Below are 17,243 nucleotides of genomic sequence, written 5' to 3' on the forward strand. Positions count from 1 at the left end.
CGGGGGATGAATGGCAGCAGGTTAGGCCTTGCGGCAATTCTGTAAAAATGAATAATCGTGAATTACTTGTTCTGTTTTGGAGAATTAACCGTGGAGTTCGGCCAGTTGAGGATCTTCCAGGCGGTCGCCGAGGAAGGCTCCATCGCCCGCGCCGCCGAGCGCCTGCACCGGGTGCCGTCGAACCTGTCGACGCGCCTGCGGCAACTGGAGGAGCAGCTTGGCGTCGACCTGTTCCTCCGCGAACGCCAGCGCCTGCAACTGTCGCCGGCCGGCAAGGTCCTGCTGGACTACGCCGCGCGGCTGTTCGCCCTGCAGGAGGAGGCGCGCGCGGCGGTGCAGGGGGGCGAACCGGTGGGCGATTTCGCCCTCGGCTCGATGTACAGCACCGCGGCGATCCATCTGCCGCCGCGCCTGGCGGAATACCACCGGCGCTATCCGGCGGTGAACCTGCAATTGCAGACCGCGCCCAGCGGCGAGCTGGTCGAGTCGCTGCTGGGCGGGCGCCTGGATGCCGTGCTGGTGGACGGCCCGCTGGACTTCGACGGCCTGGAGGGCCTGCCGATGTTCGAGGAGCGCATGGTGCTGGTCACCGAGAATGGCCACCCGCCGGTGCGCGGTCCCGAGGACGTGGCCGGCAGCGCGGTGATCGCCTTCCGCCCGCGCTGCTCCTATCGCCTGCTGCTGGAGTCCTGGTTCGCCAGCGCGCGGGTGAGCATGGGCCGGGTGATGGAGATCGAGTCCTACCACAGCATGCTGGCCTGCGTGGTGGCCGGCGGCGGGGTGGCGCTGATGCCGGTGTCGATGCTGCAAAGCCTGCCGGGGCGGGAGTCGGTGGCGGTGCATGCGCTGGCCGAACCGTTCGCCCGGGCGAGTACCTGGCTGGTCTGGCGCAAGGGCATGGTCGGCGCCAACCTGAAGGCCTGGATCGGTCTCCTGCAAGGGCGGGAATCGGCGTTGGCTTGATTCAGGTCAGGGTCCGGGGCCGGTTTCCCGCAGTAAAGTTGTTTCCAAGGACGGAGTGGAACGTGCGGAGAGTGGGACGCCGGTCTACTCTTTCCTAGGGCGACCTGACTTGTCAGGTCGCCCGATTCTCCTTCCCTTGGACAAGGGGCCTGTCATGAAACTCTGGCTGCAAAACCTGGCGTGGCAACTCGGTGTCGCCCTTGGCCTGATCGAGCCCCCGCGCATGCAACCCATCCCGGTGGAAAACGACGAGCAACGCCGGCGCCTCGCCGCGCGGCAACGTCGCTGAGCCGGTTCCCCGACGCTCTGGCCTCCGCCTGTGGCGCTGGCCAGAGTCCCGGTTTTGGCCTATCGATCGTGGTTCCTGAACCAGGCGACGATCATTTCCCGCAAACGCTCCCCGGAAAAGCTCGCGAAATGCCCACCATGCACGGTGCGCACCGGTAGCTCGCGCAGGCGCGCGAGGCTGGCGGCATAGTCGTCGAGGTTGGAATGATAGGCGTCCTCGACCAGCGGACCGTCGTAGACGATGTCGCCGGAAAACAGCGTCTGTGTCGCCGCTTCCCACAGGCTGATGCCGCCCGGCGAGTGCCCGGGCGTGTGCAGCACCTGCAGCACGCGGTCGCCGAGATCGAGCACGTCGCCTTCGTCGATCAGGCGGGTCGCCGGCGCTGCTCGCACCCGGTATTCGGCGTAGCACAGCGGGCACTCCGGATGCGCCTCGAACATCTCGTCGCCGACATAGGCGCGCGCCAGGGTGTTGTCGCCGTCCGGCGCGGCGAGGATCTCCGCCTCGGCCGGATGCGCCAGGCGCTCGGCGAATTCGTGGTGGCCGGCGATATGGTCGAAGTGGGTGTGGCTGGCCACCGCCAGCAGCGGTCGTTCGGTGAGCCAGGGCAGTTGCTCGCGCAGGCTGACCAGACCGGAGCCGCTGTCCACTAGCACGTCGCGCTCGCGGCCCTGGACATGCCACATGTTGCAGCGATAGAAGGGGCGCACGTAGGGCTCGTGGATCAGGCTGATACCGTTGTAGAAGTGCCGGGTTTCGAACCAGCGGTCGCGGCTGACGATTCTCATCGCGGTCTCTGTCGGTGGAAAGGCTATCCCAGGAGGATAGGCGTTCAGGGTATGACCTTGCCCGGGTTGAACAGTCCGCTGGGGTCGAGCAGTTCCTTGATCTGCGCCATCAGCGCGAGCTTCAGCGGATCGGCGTAGCGACCCAGGGCTTCCTTCTTCTCCAGGCCGATGCCGTGCTCGGCGGAGATCACGCCAGCGCATTCGCCCAACTCGCCGTAGAGGATTTCCTCCACCGCCTGGTGCAGCGGCAGCAGCGGGACGTCGGCGGCGAGCATGACGTGCAGGTTGCCGTCGAGGAAATGGCCGAAGAGGAAGACCCGCATGCCCTCCACCAGGTCGTCCAGGCGCCGCCGGATGCGCTCGACGTAGCCGGCTAGGGCTGGCACCGGCAGCGATACGTCGAAGGACAGGCTGTCGACGCCGGCGTGGATGGCCGCGTCGGAGTCTTCGCGCAGGCGCCAGATGGCCTGGCGCTGGGTTTCGTTGGCGGCGAGCAGGGCGTCTTCCACCAGACCATCCTCGAAGCAGCCTTCCAGCAGGGTGGTGAGCGCCTCGCCGGCATCCAGGTGGCGGTCCTCGGCCAGTTCCACCAGCAGGTAGAGAGGGCAGGGCGCCAGGCTCGGCGCGCTGTCGCCCATGGGCGCGGCGGTGCATTGCAGGTAGTCGTGCCAGAGGATCTCGCAGGCGAACAGGCGTTCGGCGTGCTCGCGGCGCAGGCGCGCGGCGATGGCGATCGCCGCGTCGACGTCGGGCAGGCCGAGCAGGGCGGTGGCGCCGGGACGCTGCAACGGCTCCAGGCGCAGTACCGCACGGGTGACGATGCCGAGGGTGCCTTCGGCGCCGACGAACAACTGCTTGAGGTCGTAGCCGGTGGTGTTCTTCAGCAGCCCGCGCAGGTCGCTGTAGACGCTGCCGTCGGCGAGTACCGCTTCCAGGCCGAGCACGCGCTGGCGCATGGTGCCGAAGCGGAAGGCGCGGATGCCGCCGGCGTTGGTCGCGACCAGCCCGCCGACGCTGGCGCTGCCGCGCGCGGCGAGATCGATGCCGGGGTCGAGTCCGGCCTCGGCGGCCAGCGCCTGGGCCTGTTCGAGGGTGACGCCGGCGTCGAGGTCGAGGGTCTGGCTGGCCGCATCCAGCCGGTGTATGCGGTTCAGCCTGCGCAGCGAGAGCAGCACGTCGCCGGCTTGCGCGGCGCCGCCGCCGACCAGACCGGTGAGTCCGCCCTGGGGCACCAGGGCGCGTCCCGCCTGGCGGCACAGACGCACCACGGCAGCGACCTGGTCGGTGCTTTCCGGCAGGACCAGGAAGCTTCCGGCGAGGTTCTGCGGATGGTAGCCGGGGTCCTGCCCGGCGAGCGCGGCACTGTCGCGCACGCCACGGGCGCCGAGGATCTCGCAGAGGGAGCGGTAGAGTTCGGAATCGTCCATGGCGGGCTCCGGGTCAGGGATGGAAGGGCGCGGCTTGCAGCACCTCGACGATCAGCGGACGGTCCGCCGGGGCGCCGCGCAGCAGTTCGCGCAGGTGCTCGAGATCGCGCGCGCGTTCGGCGGCGCAGCCGAAGCCGCGGGCGATGGCGAGGAAGTCCGGAGTGTAGATATCGACCCCGAGCGGAGTGATCTCGCGCCGCTCCATGTAGCGCTTGATCTCGCCATAGCCGTGGTTGTTCCACAGCAGCACGACGATGCCGACCTTGGCTTCCACCGCGCTGGCCAGTTCCGGCAGGGTGAACTGCAGGCCGCCGTCGCCCATCAGGCTGACCACCGGGCGTCCCGGCTCACCGAGCTTGGCGCCGATGGCGGCGGGCAGGCCATAGCCGAGGGTGCCGTAGCCGGTGGAGGCGTTGAACCAGCGGCGCGGCTCGTCGAGATCGACCAGGTGGTTGCCGCTGTAGACGGTCTGGGTCGAGTCGCCGACGAAGCGGGCGTCCGGCCACTCGGCGAGGATCGCGGCGAACAGCTGGCGATAGTGCGACCAGCCGGCGAAGTCTTCGGCCAGACGCTGGCGCACGGCGGCGGCGCGCCGGGCCCCGGGGCTGTCCGGCGAGGCCTCTCCGCCCGGCAGTTCGGCCAGCAGCACGCGCATGGCCAGCCGGGCGTCGCTGTGGATGGCCAGGCTAGGCGTGTAGTTGCGCATCAGTTGCTGTGGGTCGATATCGATGCGGATCAACTCGCCATCGAGGGCGAAGCCGCCGTCGAACACCACGTCGTAGTCGGTTTCGCCCAGCTCGGTGCCGATGGCCAGCACCACGTCGGCCTCGGCGGCCAGCTCGCGTACCGGCACGCAGGACTGGTTGCTGCCCAGCAGCAGCGGGTGGTCGGCCGGCAGCAGGCCCTTGGCGTTGATCGTCAGGGCAGTCGGCGCGTCCAGCGCGGCGGCCAGGGCACGCGCTTCGGCGGCGGCCTCGACGCAGCCGCCGCCGAGCAGCAGCAGTGGCTTCTTCGCGTTGCGCAGGCGCGCCGCGGCCTCGCGCAAGGGCGCGAGGGCCGGCGCCGGGCGGCTGGCGACGGTGCGCGGGCGCAGGGCCAGGTGTTCGGCGGGAGCGGTGATGACGTCGAGCGGCAGCTCGATGTGCACCGGCCGCGGCCGCTCGCTGTCGAACACGGCGAAGGCGCGGGCGAGCACCGCCGGCAGCTCCTCGGCGCTCATCAGGGTATGGCTGAAGGCGCAGACGTTGCCTACCAGGTTGCGCTGGTTCGGCAGCTCGTGCAGGTAGCCGTTGCCGTGGGCCAGGCGCGCGCGTTCGTTGACGCTGGAGATCACCAGCATCGGAATCGAGTCGGCGTAGGCCTGGGCCATGGCGGTGAGGATGTTGGTCATCCCCGGGCCGGTGATGATGAAGCACACGCCGGGCTTGCCGGTGACCCGTGCGTAGCCGTCCGCCATGAAGCCGGCGCCCTGCTCGTGGCGCGGGGTGACATGGCGGATACGGCTGCCGGGCAGGCCGCGGTAGAGTTCTACGGTATGTACGCCGGGGATGCCGAAGACGGTCTCGACGCCCCAGGCTTCGAGTTGCTTGACGAGGAATTCGCCGCAGGTGGTCATGGCCGTTCCTTTTTCATGTTCTCGGGAATGGAAAAGGCGAGGGAAAGTCCCTCGCCTGTCGGGGTTGTGCCTGGTTCAGGCGGCGCTGGCGACACCCGTCGGGCGCCGCGAGAACAGGCTGACCAGGACGAAGCTGAGCAGGCCGACCGCCAGGCTGTAGTAGATCGGCGTATTCGCGTCGAGGCCGTCCTTGATCATGAACACCAGCACGGTAAGGAAGCCCAGGGTCATGCTGGTGATGGCGCCGGCGGTGCTGGCGCGCTTCCAGTAGATCGCGCCGATCAGCGGGATCAGCATGCCGCCTACCAGCAGGTTGTAGGCCACGGTCAGGGCGCTGATCACGTCGCTGACCACCAGGGCGATGCCGAGCACTACCAGGCCCAGCAGCAGGGTGGCGATGCGGTTCTCGTGCACGTCGCCGTTGCCGGACTGGCCGCGGCCGCGGCGCAGGCGCGGCAGCAGGTCCTGGGTGACGGTGGTGGACGCCGCCAGCAGGCCGGCGCTGGCGGTGGACATCAGCGCCGCCAGGGCGGCGGCGATGACCAGGCCGCGGATGCCGTTCGGCAGGCTGTGCTCGACCACGCTGGCGAAGGCGTTGTTGACGTTCTCCAGGTCCGGCAGCAGGACCTTGGCGGCCATCCCGATCAGCGCCCCGGCCATGCCGTAGAGCACGCAGTAGATACCGGCGGCGGAGCCGGCGACCTTGGCCACGGTCTCGCTGCGGGCGGTGAACACCCGCTGCCAGATGTCCTGGCCGATGAAGATGCCGAAGAAGTAGATCAGGAAGTAGGTGACGATGGTGTCCCAGCCGATCGCGGTGAAGTCGAAGTAGCTGGCCGGCAGCTTGGCCACCAGGGCGTCCCAGCCGCCGGCGTCGTTGATCGACAGCGGCATCAGCAGGAACACCAGGCCGACGGTCATGATCAGGAACTGCACGATGTCGGTCAGGGTCAGCGACCACATGCCGCCGATGGTGGAGTAGAGCACCACGACGCCGCCGCCGATCAGGATCGAGACCCAGAACGGCAGGCCGAACAGGACCTGCATGACGGTGCCGATGGCGATGGTCGAGGTGGCGCCGATCATCAGTGCGTAGACCAGCATGATCAGGGCGCTGGCGTGGCGCGCGGCGGGGTTGTAGCGACGCTCCAGGACCTGGGTGACGGTGTAGATCTTCAGCTTCAGCAGCGGCTTGGCCAGGAACAGGCTGAGGCCGACGATGCCGAGGCCGATCGCGCCGCACAGCCAGAAGCCGGAGATGCCATGGACGTAGCCCAGGCGCACGGTGCCGATGGTGGAGGCGCCGCCGAGGACGGTGGCGGCCATGGTTCCCAGGTAGAAGCCGGGGCCGAGGTTGCGGCCGGCCACCAGGTAGTCGTCGCGGGTCTTGGCGCGGCGCATGCCGTACCAGCCCAGCGCGATCATGCCCGCGGCGTAGATCAGAACGACGAATATGTCGAGGGCCATATCAGGTCTCCCAAGTTTCTCATTGTCATTGTTGTATCCGGCGAGGCGCCGGAAGCGCGGGACGCTGGCGTCCCGCCGTGTGTGTACCCCGCCTCAGGCGGTGGCTATCGCAGGGGCCCTCCGCGTGCCGTGCGCGCGCACCCAGCGCGGTCCTTGCGGGCCATAGACGCAAGGCGGTTCCGGGAACAGGCGCAGCAGTGCCAGGTAGAGCAGGGCGGCCAGGCCGAGGGCGACCGGCAGGCTGAGGTCGATGCCGCCGGCCAGTTCGCCGAGCGGACCGACGAATTGCCCCGGCAGGTTGACGAAGGCCAGGCCGGCTGCCGCGCTGGGAATCCAGGCGCCCATTCCGCGCCAGTTCCAGCCGTGCTCGAACCAGTAGGCGCCGCCGCGCTGGCCGCGGGTGAACACCTGCAGGTCGTCCGGGCGGTAGAAGCCGCGACGGGTCAGCAGGCCGATCAGCATGATCACCATCCACGGGGTGGTGCAGGTGACGATCAGCACGGCGAAGGTGGAGACGCTCTGCACCAGGTTGAAGGCGAAGCGGCCGACGAAGATGAAGCCGATCGAGGCGACTCCGATCAGCACCGTGGCCTGCACCCGCGAGAGCAGGCGCGGGAACACGCTGGACATGTCCAGCCCGGTGCCGTACAGCGAAGTGGTGCCGGTGGACATGCCGCCGATCACCGCGATCAGGCATACCGGCAGGAAGAACCAGCCGGGAGCGATGGCCAGCAGGCCGCCGACGTAGTTGTTGGCGGCGATGTAGTCCGGCGCGCGGACGGCGACGATGGTCGCGGTGGCGAGGCCGAACAGGAAGGGAACCAGGGTCGCCAGCTGCGCGCCGATCACCGCCAGCATGATCCGTGCCTGCGAGGTCTGGCGGGGGATGTAGCGGGCCCAGTCGCCCAGGAAGGCGCCGAAGGAGATCGGGTTGCTCATGGCCAGCAGGGTGGCGCCGATGAAGGCGGCCCAGAAGCCCGGCTGGCCGAGCTGCACGCTGCCGGCGTAGGCGGCGTCGAAGGGGCCGGCGAAGGCGAACAGGCCGAGCAGGAACAGCAGGCTGGCGGCCCACACGGCGATCCTGTTGACCAGCAGCATGAAGCGGAAGCCGTAGATGCATACGGTCAGCACCAGCACGGCGAACAGGCCGTAGGCCAGGCCCAGGTTCAGTTCGCTCTCTTCCAGGCCGACCAGGCGCCGGGCGCCGCCGACCAAGGCGTCGCCGGAACTCCATACCGAGAGCGAGAAGAAGGCGATGGCGGTCAGCAGCGAGAGGAAGGAGCCGACGATGCGCCCGTGCACGCCGAAGTGCGCGCCGGAGGAGACCGCGTTGTTGGTGCCGTTGAGCGGGCCGAACAGGCCCATCGGGGCGAGGATCAGCGCGCCCAGCGTGACGCCCAGCAGGATCGCCCACAGCCCGGCCTGGAAGGACAGCCCGAAGAGCACCGGAAAGCTGCCGAGCACGGCGGTGGCGAAGGTATTGGCGCCGCCGAAGATCATGCGGAACAGATCGACCGGCGTGGCGTTGCGTTCGTGGTCGGGAATCTGTTCGACCCCGAAGGTTTCGATGCGTGTGATTGCGTGTTGGTTATTGTTGTTATCCATGACGTTCTCCCGGGAGAGCTAGCTAGTCGATGGCAGGTACTCCGGCATCGCCGACAAGTGCTCATGGCAGGCCAGCCAACGGCCTTCTTGTTGTTCTAGGCGGAACAGGATGGTTTCCCGTTCCCGGTTCAGGCTTTCCGTTCCCTGGAGGCGCAGCCGGGTGGCGACGTCGTGGCTGAAGATCGCCAGGTCGCCTTGCAGGCTGACGCAGGTATTGCTGGATTCGCACGCCAGCACTTCGAAGCCGTCCTCGCGTCGCCAGCGCTCCCACAACTCGCGGTAGGCCGCGCGCGAGCGCAGCGGCTGAGGCCAGTTGTGGAAGATGAAGCTGGCGTCCTCGCTGAAGGCGGCGAAATAGGCCTCGGCATCGTTGCGGGCGAAGGCCGCCACCAGTCGGCGGGCGGCCTCCAGCACCTGTTCGACGCGGTCGTCGGTCATGGTCGCGCTACGGCTCAGCGACGCACCACGCCCGGGAGGACGCAGAGCATTTCATAGAGCAGGTTGGCGCCCAGCAACGAAGTGTTGCCGGTGGTGTCGTAGGGCGGCGAGACTTCGACCAGGTCGCAGCCGACCAGGTCCAGGCCCTGGCAGCCGCGGATGATTTCCATCGCCTGGATGGTGGTCAGGCCGCCGATTTCCGGGGTGCCGGTGCCGGGCGCCCAGGCCGGGTCGATGCCGTCGATGTCGAAGCTCAGGTAGACGGGGCCGCCGCCGACCTTCTCGCGGACCTCGGCCATCAGCGGCTCCAGCGACTTGTGCCAGCACTCCTCGGCCTGCACCACGCGGAAGCCCTGCTTGCGGCTCCAGTTGAAGTCCTCGGCGGTGTAGCCCTGGGCGCGCAGGCCGATCTGCACCACGCGGTCGCAATCCAGCAGGTCTTCTTCCACCGCGCGGCGGAAGGTGGTGCCGTGGGCGATCTTCTCGCCGAACATGTGGTCGTTGACGTCGGCGTGGGCGTCGATGTGGACCAGGCCGACCTTGCCGTGCTTCTTCTTGATCGCGCGGAGGATCGGCAGGGTGATGGTGTGGTCGCCGCCGAGGGTCAGCGGGAGGATGCCGTGACCGAGGATGCGGTCGTATTCCTGCTCGATGATGCGCACGGCTTCCAGCAGGTTGAAGGTGTTGATCGCGACGTCGCCGATGTCCGCCACGTTCAGCGAGTCGAAGGGGGCGGCGCCGGTGGCCATGTTGTAGGGACGGATCATCACCGATTCGGCGCGGATCTCGCGGGGGCCGAAGCGGGTACCGGAGCGCAGCGAGGTGCCGATGTCGAGGGGCACGCCGACGAAGGCGGCATCGAGGGCGTCGAGTTCGGCGGGGGACTGGACATGGGGCAGGCGCATCATGGTGGCGATGCCGCCGAAGCGGGGCATTTCATTGCCGCCCAGGGGCTGGTGGAGATTCTTGTCCACGGGGTGGCCTCACGGTCGTTGTGGTTGTTTTAGGGGTCGGACGGATTCTCTTCACAGCCGGTAGCGAGTCAAATCGCTGGCTACAAATAATCAGTTCAGAGATTTCTAAACTAATGGCGAAGCGGCTAGACTTCGCCGCCGAGCCCGGACGGCGGCCTTTGCCTCGGCCCGCAGTCCGAAATCCTCGCCCCGCAAACCGGAGTCGCCGTGTCCAACGCCTTGCCCGACCTGCGCCTGTTGCGCATCTTCGCCGCGGTGGTGCGCCACCAGGGCTTCGCCGCCGCCCAGCAGGAGTTGAACCTGTCGACCTCGGCGATCAGCACCTACATGAGCCAACTGGAGAACCAGCTCGGCATCGTGCTCTGCCACCGTGGCCGCGGCGGCTTCAGCCTGACCAGCAAGGGCGAGCTGTTCCACCAGGAGACCCTGCGCATCCTCGGCGAACTGGAAGGCTTCGGACGCTACGCGCTGGCGTTGAAGGGCGAGCTGCGCGGCACCCTGAACCTCGGTGTGCTCGATTCCACGGTGAGCGACCCGGCGCTGCCGCTGGCCGAGGTGATCGGCGCCTTCAGCCGCGAACACCCGGCGGTGCACCTGCACCTGCTGGTGCAGAGTCCCTACGAACTGCAACTGAGCGTGCTGGAGAACCGCCAGGACCTGGCCATCGGCGCCTTTTCCAGTCGCATGAACGGACTGGTCTACCAGCCGCTGTACCGCGAACAGCACTGGCTGTACTGCAGCGACCGGCATCCGCTGTTCGACGGGCGGAGGATTCCCGCCGACCTGATCACCCAGCAACGCATGGTCGGCCGCGGCTACTGGAGCCAGGCCGAGCTGGCCCGGCACGGCTTCAAGCACAGCGCGGGGACGGTGGAGAGCATGGAGGCGCAACTGATCCTGATCCTGTCCGGCGGCTACATCGGCTACCTGCCGGAGCACTACGCCCACCCGTGGGTCGAGCAGGGCCGACTGCGCGCCTTGCTGCCGGCGACCTTCGGCTACCAGGCGCCATTCTCCCTGATCCTCCGCCGCGGCCGCTCGCGCGAGCCGCTGATCCAGGCCTTCCGCGACCAGTTGCGGACGCAGATGAGCCTGGCCTGAGCCCTAGAGATCGGAGTTGAGGGTGCGCGAGAACTGCTGCACCGCCTCCACCACCTTGTGCGTGCTCTCGCGGATGCCGAGGATCGCCGTGCCGGCCTCGTTGGCCAGCTCCACGCCGCGCCGCGCCTGTTCCTGGCTGTGCTGCATGTCGTCGATGACGCTGCGGGTGCCGGTCTGGATGCGACCGATCATGTCGGCGATCTCCTTGGTCGACTTGCTGGTGCGCTCCGCCAGTTGCCGCACCTCGTCGGCCACCACGGCGAAGCCGCGACCCTGGTCGCCGGCGCGGGCGGCCTCGATGGCGGCATTGAGGGCGAGCAGGTTGGTCTGCTCGGCGATCTCGCGGATGGTGTTGACGATCGAGGTGATCTGTTGCGAGTGCTGTGACAGTTCGCCGATGTTCAGCGAGGAAGCATCCAGGGTATTCGCGATCTTGAGCATTTCCTCCACCGCGCTCTGGATGATCAGCGCGCCGTGTTCGGCGACGGTGCGGGTCTCGGTGGACAGGGTGTGGGCCTGGTGGGCGTTGTCCGCCTCGGCCTGGTAGCGGCGCATGCGGTCGCTGACGTCGCTGGCGAACTTGACCACCTTGAACAGCTTGCCGTCGGCGTCGTAGACCGGGTTGTAGCTGGCTTCCAGCCAGACCGGCTGGCCGTTGCGGTGGACCCGGCGGAACTGCCCGGTAACGTACTCGCCGCGGTTCAGGCGGCGCCAGAGGTCGGCGTACTGCGGGCCGTCGCGGTAGCCCGGTTCGCAGAACTGACGGTGGTTGGCGCTGGCCAGCTCGGCTCGGCCATAGCCCATGGTGGCGAGGAAGTTGTCGTTGGCCGCGAGGACATTGCCGTCGAGGTCGAACTCGATCATCGCCATCGAGCGGGACAGGGCATCCAGCTTGCTCTGCATCTCGTGTTCCTGGTGGACGATGGCATCGATGTCGCTGGCGTACTTGACCACCTTGAGCAGTCGACCCTGCCCGTCGCGTACGGGGTTGTAGGTGGCTTCCAGCCAGAGTGGCCGGCCCTCGCGGGTAATGCGCTTGCAGCGGCCGGAAAAGTGTTCGCCGCGCCGCAGGCGTTCCCAGAAGCGCCGGTAGTCTTCCGATTGCGCGTAGGCGCCGTCGCAAAGCTGGCGATGCGGTTTGCCGAGGATCTCGTCGCGGCGGTAGCCCAGCAGGGTCAGGAAATTCTCATTGGCATCGGTGATGTTGCCGTCGGGGTCGAACTCCACGCGCGCCATGGAGCGGTCCAGCGCTGCCATGTGCAGGCGCTCGGCGGCGAGTTGCTGTTGCAAGTCGGCGTTCATCTGTCGGTACTTGCGAGTGAACATGAGAAACATCCTTGGATAGAGAGGGGCTCATCCCAGTCTTCGGCGCGGACGGACGGGAGTTGAGAGGGCGGGACGATTGTATTTTTTCATCGAACGACAAAAATTCGTCGTTATTCTTAATGGGTGAAGAAAGTTGCTGCCATTCGTCGGAAATATGACGTTTTTGCGAGCGAGAGAATGCCTCTCCGCCTGTGGCACACTGGGCCCCTTCCAGGAGTCGTCCCATGTCACGTATCCGCTGCGAGCGTTGCGCTCGCCCCGCCAGCCACTGCCTCTGCGCATTGATTCCCTCCTTGCCGTCGCGTACGCGGGTGCTGGTCCTGCAGCACCCCAGCGAGGTCGGGCACGCGCTGAATACCGCAGGGTTGGCCGTGCTCGGCTTGCGCAATGCGGAATTGCGGGTCGGCGAGCGTTTCGCCGAGGAGACCTGGCGAGTGCCGGGCTACCGGGCCTGCCTGCTGTTTCCCGGCGAGCAGGCGCGAGCGCTGGCGGCGATGGCCGCCGAGGCCGCCGGCGAGCCCCTCCTGCTGGTGGTGCCGGACGGCACCTGGCGCAAGGCGCGCAAGCTGCTGCACCTGAACCCGGCCCTGGCGGCCCTGCCGCGGGTGAGCCTGGCCGAAGGCATGGCGTCGCGTTATCGCCTGCGCAAGGCGCCGGGAGAGGGCGCGCTGTCGACCATCGAGGCAATCGCCGCGGCGCTCGACGAACTGGAGGCGCCGCGTACCCACGAAGCCCTGCTGAAGCCATTCGATGCCCTGATCGAGGGGCAGATCGCGGCGATGGGGGTGGATACCTACCGGCGCAACCATCTCAACCAGGAGCGCCGCCGCCGATAGCGGTCGAGCAGTTCCGGGATCGCCGTTTCGCGCCAGAACTCCGGGCTGACCATGCCGCTGGACATGCCGCCGTGGGCGTGGCGCGCGAGGTAGATCAGGGCATCGTATTCCAGCGGATGGCCGCTGAGGCGCTCGAAGGTCTCGCCGAGCAGGCGTTCCAGGGCCGCTGCGGAAGCCGGCCAGGACGCGTCCGCCAGTTGCCCGGCCATTTCCTGCCAGAGGTAGGGGTCGCCACGGCCGCCCCAGCGCGAGGGTTCCTGTTCGAAGAGTTCGGAGATGCGCGGTCTGGCCATGTCGGTCGGTCGTGTCTGTCGGAAACGAAAAGTATGCCCGATTGGCAGGGCCGCATGGGCGGAGTAGACTGCCGCGGTCTTTCCTTCCGTACGAGGTGTTCGTCCGATGCGCAATTGATGCTGCCGTGTCTGCACGGCCGGTTTTCCGTCCCTGGCCCGAGGGCCCGGGGGAATGCATGGCATCAAGGGGGTATCCATGACGAATACGTCAACCCTGACGCTCGATGGCGTCTCTTTCCAGCTGCCGGACGGCAGCCTTCTGTTTTCCGATCTCGACGAAACCTTCGACACCCGGCACACCGGGCTGGTGGGACGCAACGGCGTCGGCAAGTCGCTGCTCGCGCGCCTGCTCGCCGGACACTTGCAGCCGTCCAGCGGCAGCGTCCGGCGCCAGGGGCGCGTGCGCTACCTGGCGCAGCAGCTCGATCCGGCCGAGTATCCGACCGTCGCCGACCTGGCTGGCGTCCGCCCATGGCTGGAGGCGCTGGCGCGGATCGAGGCGGGTAGCCTCGACGACGCCGACTACGAATGCCTGGGCGAGCGCTGGGACATCCGCCAAAGGCTGGCCGACGCCCTGGCCGCCGAGGGGCTCGGCCATCTCCGCGCGGATACCCCGAGCGAACGCCTGAGCGGCGGCGAATGCATGCGCGTAGCGCTGCTCGGCGCATTCCTCGACGACGCCGACTTTCTCATCCTCGACGAACCGAGCAACCCTCTCGACGGGCCGGCACGCGCTTTGCTGCGGGCGCGCCTGGCGGCATGGGACGGCGGCCTGCTGCTGGTCAGCCATGACCGCGAACTGCTCGAGGGCATGCAGCGGATCGTCGAGCTGTCGACCCTCGGCCTGCGCAGCTATGGCGGCGGCTATTCCTTCTACGCGCAGAGCCGGGAGGAGGCGCGCGAGGTCGCCGAACGTCGTCTGGACCAGCGTCGTCTGGAGCGCAAGCGGCAGACCCTGGCCATGCGCGAACAGCAGCAGCGCCAGGAGCGGCGCCAGGCCAGCGGCCGGCGCGAAGGCAAGACGGCGAACCAGGCGAAGATCCTGCTCGGTGGGTTCAGGGAACGTAGCGAGGTCAGCGCCGGCAAGCTGCGCAATGCCCACCAGGCGGAGCGCGAGCGCCTCGACCGCGAGGTGCGCGAGGCTGCCAGGGAGGTCGAGGAGGCGTCGCCGCTGCTGCTCGATTCGCCCGATGCCGAACTGGCGGCGCAGCGCCGGATCGTCGAGTTGAAGGGCGCGGTCCTGCCGCATCTGCGCGGGCCGTTGCGCGAAATCGACCTGCTCCTGAGCGGTCCGCGACGGCTGGCGCTGGTCGGCCCGAACGGCAGCGGCAAGTCGACCCTGCTGCGGCTGCTGGCCGGGCAACGGGCGCCGCTGGCGGGAACCTGCGCGGTGACGGTGGGCGCCGCCTATCTCGACCAGCGGCTGAGCGTGCTGGACCACGGGCGAGGCGTGCTGGAGCAGTTGCTGGAGGTCAATCGCAGTCGCGGCGAAAGCTGGCTGCGCACGCGCCTGGCGCAACTCGGCTTGCCGGCCGAACGGCTCTCCCAGCCGTGCGCGACGCTGAGCGGCGGCGAACGCTTGAAGGCGGCCCTGGCCCTGGTGCTCTATGCCGACCGGCCGGCGCAGTTGCTATTGCTCGACGAGCCGGACAACCACCTCGACCTGGCTGCGCGGCAGGCCCTGGAAAGCATGCTCGGGCAGTTCCGTGGGGCCTTGCTGGTGGTGTCCCACGACCCGGTGTTTCTCCGCCACCTGGCGCTGGACGGCGAACTGCGGGCTACTGCCGCGGGTTGGCGCCTGGAGGACCGATGAGCTGGCCATCCGCCGCGATCTGCAGGAGGCTGACTCCGCCGTGGCTGAAACCGATGGCGAGGAGTTTGTCGCTGACTGCCAGGCACAGCGGTATGGCGTCTGCCGTGCGGTAGCGCCAGCGACATTCGCCGCTGGCGAGGTCGCGTACCTCGACCTGACCATCGACCAGCGCCAGTGCGATCCATTGTCCGCCGGGCAACGGCGCGAAGGCGCTGACCTGGGCGGACAGGGTGGCGCCCCAGAGCGTGCCGCGGCTCTCCAGGTCGTAGCAGGTCAGGCGCTGGGTACCGTAGGCGTGATGCGGCGAGTTGTAGACCTTGGCGTTGAGCAGCAGGCGATTGCCCAGCAGGCAGCCGTGCAGGTTGTTGAAGTGCTCCGGGTGGCGCTCCAGGCGTAGCACTTCGCGGGTCTTGAAGGTCTGCGGGTCGAGGCGGAACAGGCCCTTGTCCTGGTGCTGCTCCGGCGGATTGCCGGCCAGGTAGAAGAAGGCTTCGCCAAGGTCGATGCGCAGATGGTGGTTGAACAGGTCGTAGTGTCCGAGACGGCGCCTGTGGACGATCCGGCCGGCCGGGTCGAGCACGAGGTCTTCCAGGTCTTTGCCCTCGAGGGCGATCTGGCGGGCGAGAAAACCGCCTTGGGCGGATTGCGCCAGCAGATGGCGGCAGTCGCTCAGGAGCAGCGGTTGTCCCGGCGTTAGCGGCACCTTGAACAGTCGCTGGGCGGCATACCCGAGTTGCAGATTGACCAGCAGGCTGTCGTCCGTGGCGTTATGGAAGACCTGCAGGCACTGGCCCCGTTCGGCCAGTTCGAAGCTGCGCAGGCTGTCGTCGGCCAGATTCCAGAGCTCGAGCCGGGGGCTGGCGCGGGCGATGGCCAGGCGTTGTCCGTCGAGAAAGCACAGGTCCCACACCGGTGGACGATGCAGGAACCGCCGATCTTTGCCCAGGGCGAGGTTTTCCAGGATCGGCAGCGCTGCTTCGCGTTGTGTCGAGGCAGGGTAGAGGGCCCAGTCGAAGGGCAGGCGGGTGCCGGGCAGGTCGTCCAGCACCAGTGGGGCGTCGACCGGAAAGGCTAGCGAATGGCGCTGGCGGAACAACGGTCGGTCCTCCAGGTCGTCGCTGGGGGCGACGGTGAAGGTCAGGCGCCGGCCGTCGTCCTCGAAGTCGCAGGCGAGCACTTCGCGGTTGTCGGCGAGCAGCGATTGGGTCTTGCCGCTCGCGTAGTCCCAGGCCAGCAGACCGCCTTCGAAGAAGGCGCCGCCGTCGTAGCGTCCGCCGCCGATCACCAGTACGGGCCGGCTCGGGTGCCAGGCGATGGCGTTGAGCGGAAAGCCCAGGTCCGGCAGGACGGCGATGCATTCGAGGTCGCCGCCGCGGTACAGGCGCAGGCTCTGTTCGTAGACGTCGAGCTGTCGGCCCGGGTGTTGCCCATGAAAGGCGCTGGCCACCGCGAGGAGCGCGCCGCCGGGAGCCTGGAACACGGCGCAGGGCTCGCCGATGTCGGCGAAGGCGCAAGCGGGCAGCCTGCGGCCGGAAGGAAGCGGGGAGTTGGGCATGGGCGATACCGGGAAAGAGAGTCGGGCGCAGTGTCGTTCATTCGTCGTTTCGGGAAAAGCATGGGAAGAGCGGCTGTTCCGACCGGTCGTTTTCTTCTAGGATGGCGCTCCCTTCCTCCCTCGTCGCCGCCGCTGTGCACCGTCCATGCGTTGATTCGCGCCACGGGCATCCAGGCGACGAACCTCAGCGTGGCGCCCGGCCTGGCGGTCGCGGCTGCCTTTCGTTCTACCTGGAATCTTTCGGATAAAGGAATCCAGCATGCACATTCGCAAGCGCGTCGACGCCGACAACACGGCATTGGTCGACCTGTGGGAACGTTCCGTCCGCGCGACCCACGATTTTCTCAGTGAAGCGGACATCGTCGAGCTTTACCCACAGGTCCGCGACCTGTACCTGCCGGCCGTCGAGGTCTGGGTGCTGGTCGACGACGACGGCGTGGCCCAGGGCTTCATTGGCCTGAACCAGGCGCATGTCGAGATGCTCTTCGTCGAACCCGGGCTGCGCGGCCGGGGTATCGGCCGACGCCTGCTCGATCATGCGCGGGCGACCTGGCCGCGCCTGAGCGTCGATGTCAACGAGCAGAACCCGCAGGCCTGCGGTTTCTATCGACACTATGGGTTCCGCCAGACCGGCCGCTCCGCGACCGACTCGGCGGGGCGGCCGTTCCCGCTGCTGCACATGAGCCTCTAGGAGGGCGCGGCACCTCGCCACGTGGGGCGAGGTGCCGCGCAACATCCGGAAAAGTTTTCCCC

16 protein-coding genes are annotated in these 17,243 nt (G+C 68.0%); 6 read left to right on the forward strand and 10 right to left on the reverse strand.

The window, feature by feature from the left end:
* The first annotated feature begins 90 nt into the window (after nucleotides 1-90).
* A complete protein-coding gene (locus HMPREF2924_RS23845) occupies nucleotides 91-963 on the forward strand; it encodes a putrescine utilization regulator PtrR (protein WP_003087005.1) in 873 nt (290 codons plus the stop codon).
* 154 nt (nucleotides 964-1,117) lie between these two features.
* Nucleotides 1,118-1,252, forward strand: coding sequence for a PA1414 family protein (locus tag HMPREF2924_RS36580; protein ID WP_003087006.1), 135 nt, complete (start codon nucleotides 1,118-1,120; stop codon nucleotides 1,250-1,252).
* Between the two features lie 59 nt (nucleotides 1,253-1,311).
* Here HMPREF2924_RS36580 and HMPREF2924_RS23850 read toward each other — a convergent pair whose 3' ends face one another.
* From HMPREF2924_RS23850 to speB, 7 genes are all read right to left on the reverse strand, one after another.
* Nucleotides 1,312-2,040: an MBL fold metallo-hydrolase gene (locus HMPREF2924_RS23850; protein ID WP_003082954.1), complete on the reverse strand. Its 729-nt coding sequence runs from the start codon at nucleotides 2,038-2,040 to the stop codon at nucleotides 1,312-1,314.
* Nucleotides 2,041-2,084: 44 nt separating this feature from the next.
* A complete protein-coding gene (locus HMPREF2924_RS23855) occupies nucleotides 2,085-3,467 on the reverse strand; it encodes an FAD-binding oxidoreductase (RefSeq protein ID WP_003109564.1) in 1,383 nt (460 codons plus the stop codon).
* A 13-nt stretch (nucleotides 3,468-3,480) separates the two neighbouring features.
* Nucleotides 3,481-5,082 (reverse strand): 5-guanidino-2-oxopentanoate decarboxylase, encoded by a 1,602-nt coding sequence (locus tag HMPREF2924_RS23860; protein ID WP_003122953.1) that lies wholly within the window; start codon nucleotides 5,080-5,082, stop codon nucleotides 3,481-3,483.
* A gap of 75 nt (nucleotides 5,083-5,157) precedes the next feature.
* Complete coding sequence (locus HMPREF2924_RS23865) at nucleotides 5,158-6,549, reverse strand: sodium:solute symporter family protein (RefSeq protein WP_003133250.1); 1,392 nt, start codon at nucleotides 6,547-6,549, stop codon at nucleotides 5,158-5,160.
* Between the two features lie 93 nt (nucleotides 6,550-6,642).
* Entirely contained in the window at nucleotides 6,643-8,154 is a 1,512-nt protein-coding gene (locus HMPREF2924_RS23870; RefSeq protein ID WP_003087019.1) for a purine-cytosine permease family protein, read from the reverse strand.
* Nucleotides 8,155-8,172: 18 nt separating this feature from the next.
* Nucleotides 8,173-8,592 carry a YybH family protein gene (locus HMPREF2924_RS23875; RefSeq protein ID WP_003109911.1) on the reverse strand — a complete coding sequence of 140 codons (420 nt, stop codon included), beginning with the start codon at nucleotides 8,590-8,592 and terminating at the stop codon, nucleotides 8,173-8,175.
* Between the two features lie 14 nt (nucleotides 8,593-8,606).
* On the reverse strand, nucleotides 8,607-9,566 hold the full coding sequence (speB, locus tag HMPREF2924_RS23880; protein ID WP_003087022.1) for an agmatinase: 960 nt from the start codon (nucleotides 9,564-9,566) through the stop codon (nucleotides 8,607-8,609).
* A 207-nt stretch (nucleotides 9,567-9,773) separates the two neighbouring features.
* Here speB and HMPREF2924_RS23885 point away from each other — a divergent pair, with 207 nt between their 5' ends.
* The gene (locus HMPREF2924_RS23885) at nucleotides 9,774-10,667 is read left to right on the forward strand and encodes a LysR family transcriptional regulator (protein WP_003087025.1); all 894 of its coding nucleotides are present in this window, start codon (nucleotides 9,774-9,776) and stop codon (nucleotides 10,665-10,667) included.
* A gap of 3 nt (nucleotides 10,668-10,670) precedes the next feature.
* Here HMPREF2924_RS23885 and bdlA read toward each other — a convergent pair whose 3' ends face one another.
* On the reverse strand, nucleotides 10,671-11,924 hold the full coding sequence (gene bdlA, locus HMPREF2924_RS23890) for a biofilm dispersion protein BdlA (RefSeq protein ID WP_003133248.1): 1,254 nt from the start codon (nucleotides 11,922-11,924) through the stop codon (nucleotides 10,671-10,673).
* Nucleotides 11,925-12,217: 293 nt separating this feature from the next.
* Here bdlA and HMPREF2924_RS23895 point away from each other — a divergent pair, with 293 nt between their 5' ends.
* On the forward strand, nucleotides 12,218-12,829 hold the full coding sequence (locus HMPREF2924_RS23895; RefSeq protein ID WP_003133246.1) for a tRNA-uridine aminocarboxypropyltransferase: 612 nt from the start codon (nucleotides 12,218-12,220) through the stop codon (nucleotides 12,827-12,829).
* Here the strand turns inward: HMPREF2924_RS23895 and HMPREF2924_RS23900 are convergent.
* Nucleotides 12,787-13,122: a hypothetical protein gene (locus HMPREF2924_RS23900; protein WP_023094797.1), complete on the reverse strand. Its 336-nt coding sequence runs from the start codon at nucleotides 13,120-13,122 to the stop codon at nucleotides 12,787-12,789. The two genes, HMPREF2924_RS23895 and HMPREF2924_RS23900, sit on opposite strands and share 43 nt — an antisense overlap.
* A gap of 196 nt (nucleotides 13,123-13,318) precedes the next feature.
* Here HMPREF2924_RS23900 and HMPREF2924_RS23905 point away from each other — a divergent pair, with 196 nt between their 5' ends.
* A complete protein-coding gene (locus HMPREF2924_RS23905) occupies nucleotides 13,319-14,935 on the forward strand; it encodes an ATP-binding cassette domain-containing protein (protein WP_003133245.1) in 1,617 nt (538 codons plus the stop codon).
* On the opposite strand, the gene HMPREF2924_RS23910 is transcribed toward HMPREF2924_RS23905, so the two are convergent.
* Nucleotides 14,901-16,490, reverse strand: a complete 1,590-nt coding sequence (locus tag HMPREF2924_RS23910) for a hypothetical protein (protein WP_023094795.1) — start codon at nucleotides 16,488-16,490, stop codon at nucleotides 14,901-14,903. The genes HMPREF2924_RS23905 and HMPREF2924_RS23910 overlap by 35 nt on opposite strands.
* Before the next feature lie 259 nt (nucleotides 16,491-16,749).
* On the opposite strand from HMPREF2924_RS23910, the gene HMPREF2924_RS23915 reads away from it, so the two are divergent.
* Nucleotides 16,750-17,181, forward strand: coding sequence for an acetyltransferase (locus tag HMPREF2924_RS23915; protein ID WP_003082981.1), 432 nt, complete (start codon nucleotides 16,750-16,752; stop codon nucleotides 17,179-17,181).
* Nucleotides 17,182-17,243: the final 62 nt, after the last annotated feature.

Source organism: Pseudomonas sp. HMSC063H08 (genome assembly GCF_001813645.1).
Lineage (GTDB): Bacteria > Pseudomonadota > Gammaproteobacteria > Pseudomonadales > Pseudomonadaceae > Pseudomonas > Pseudomonas aeruginosa.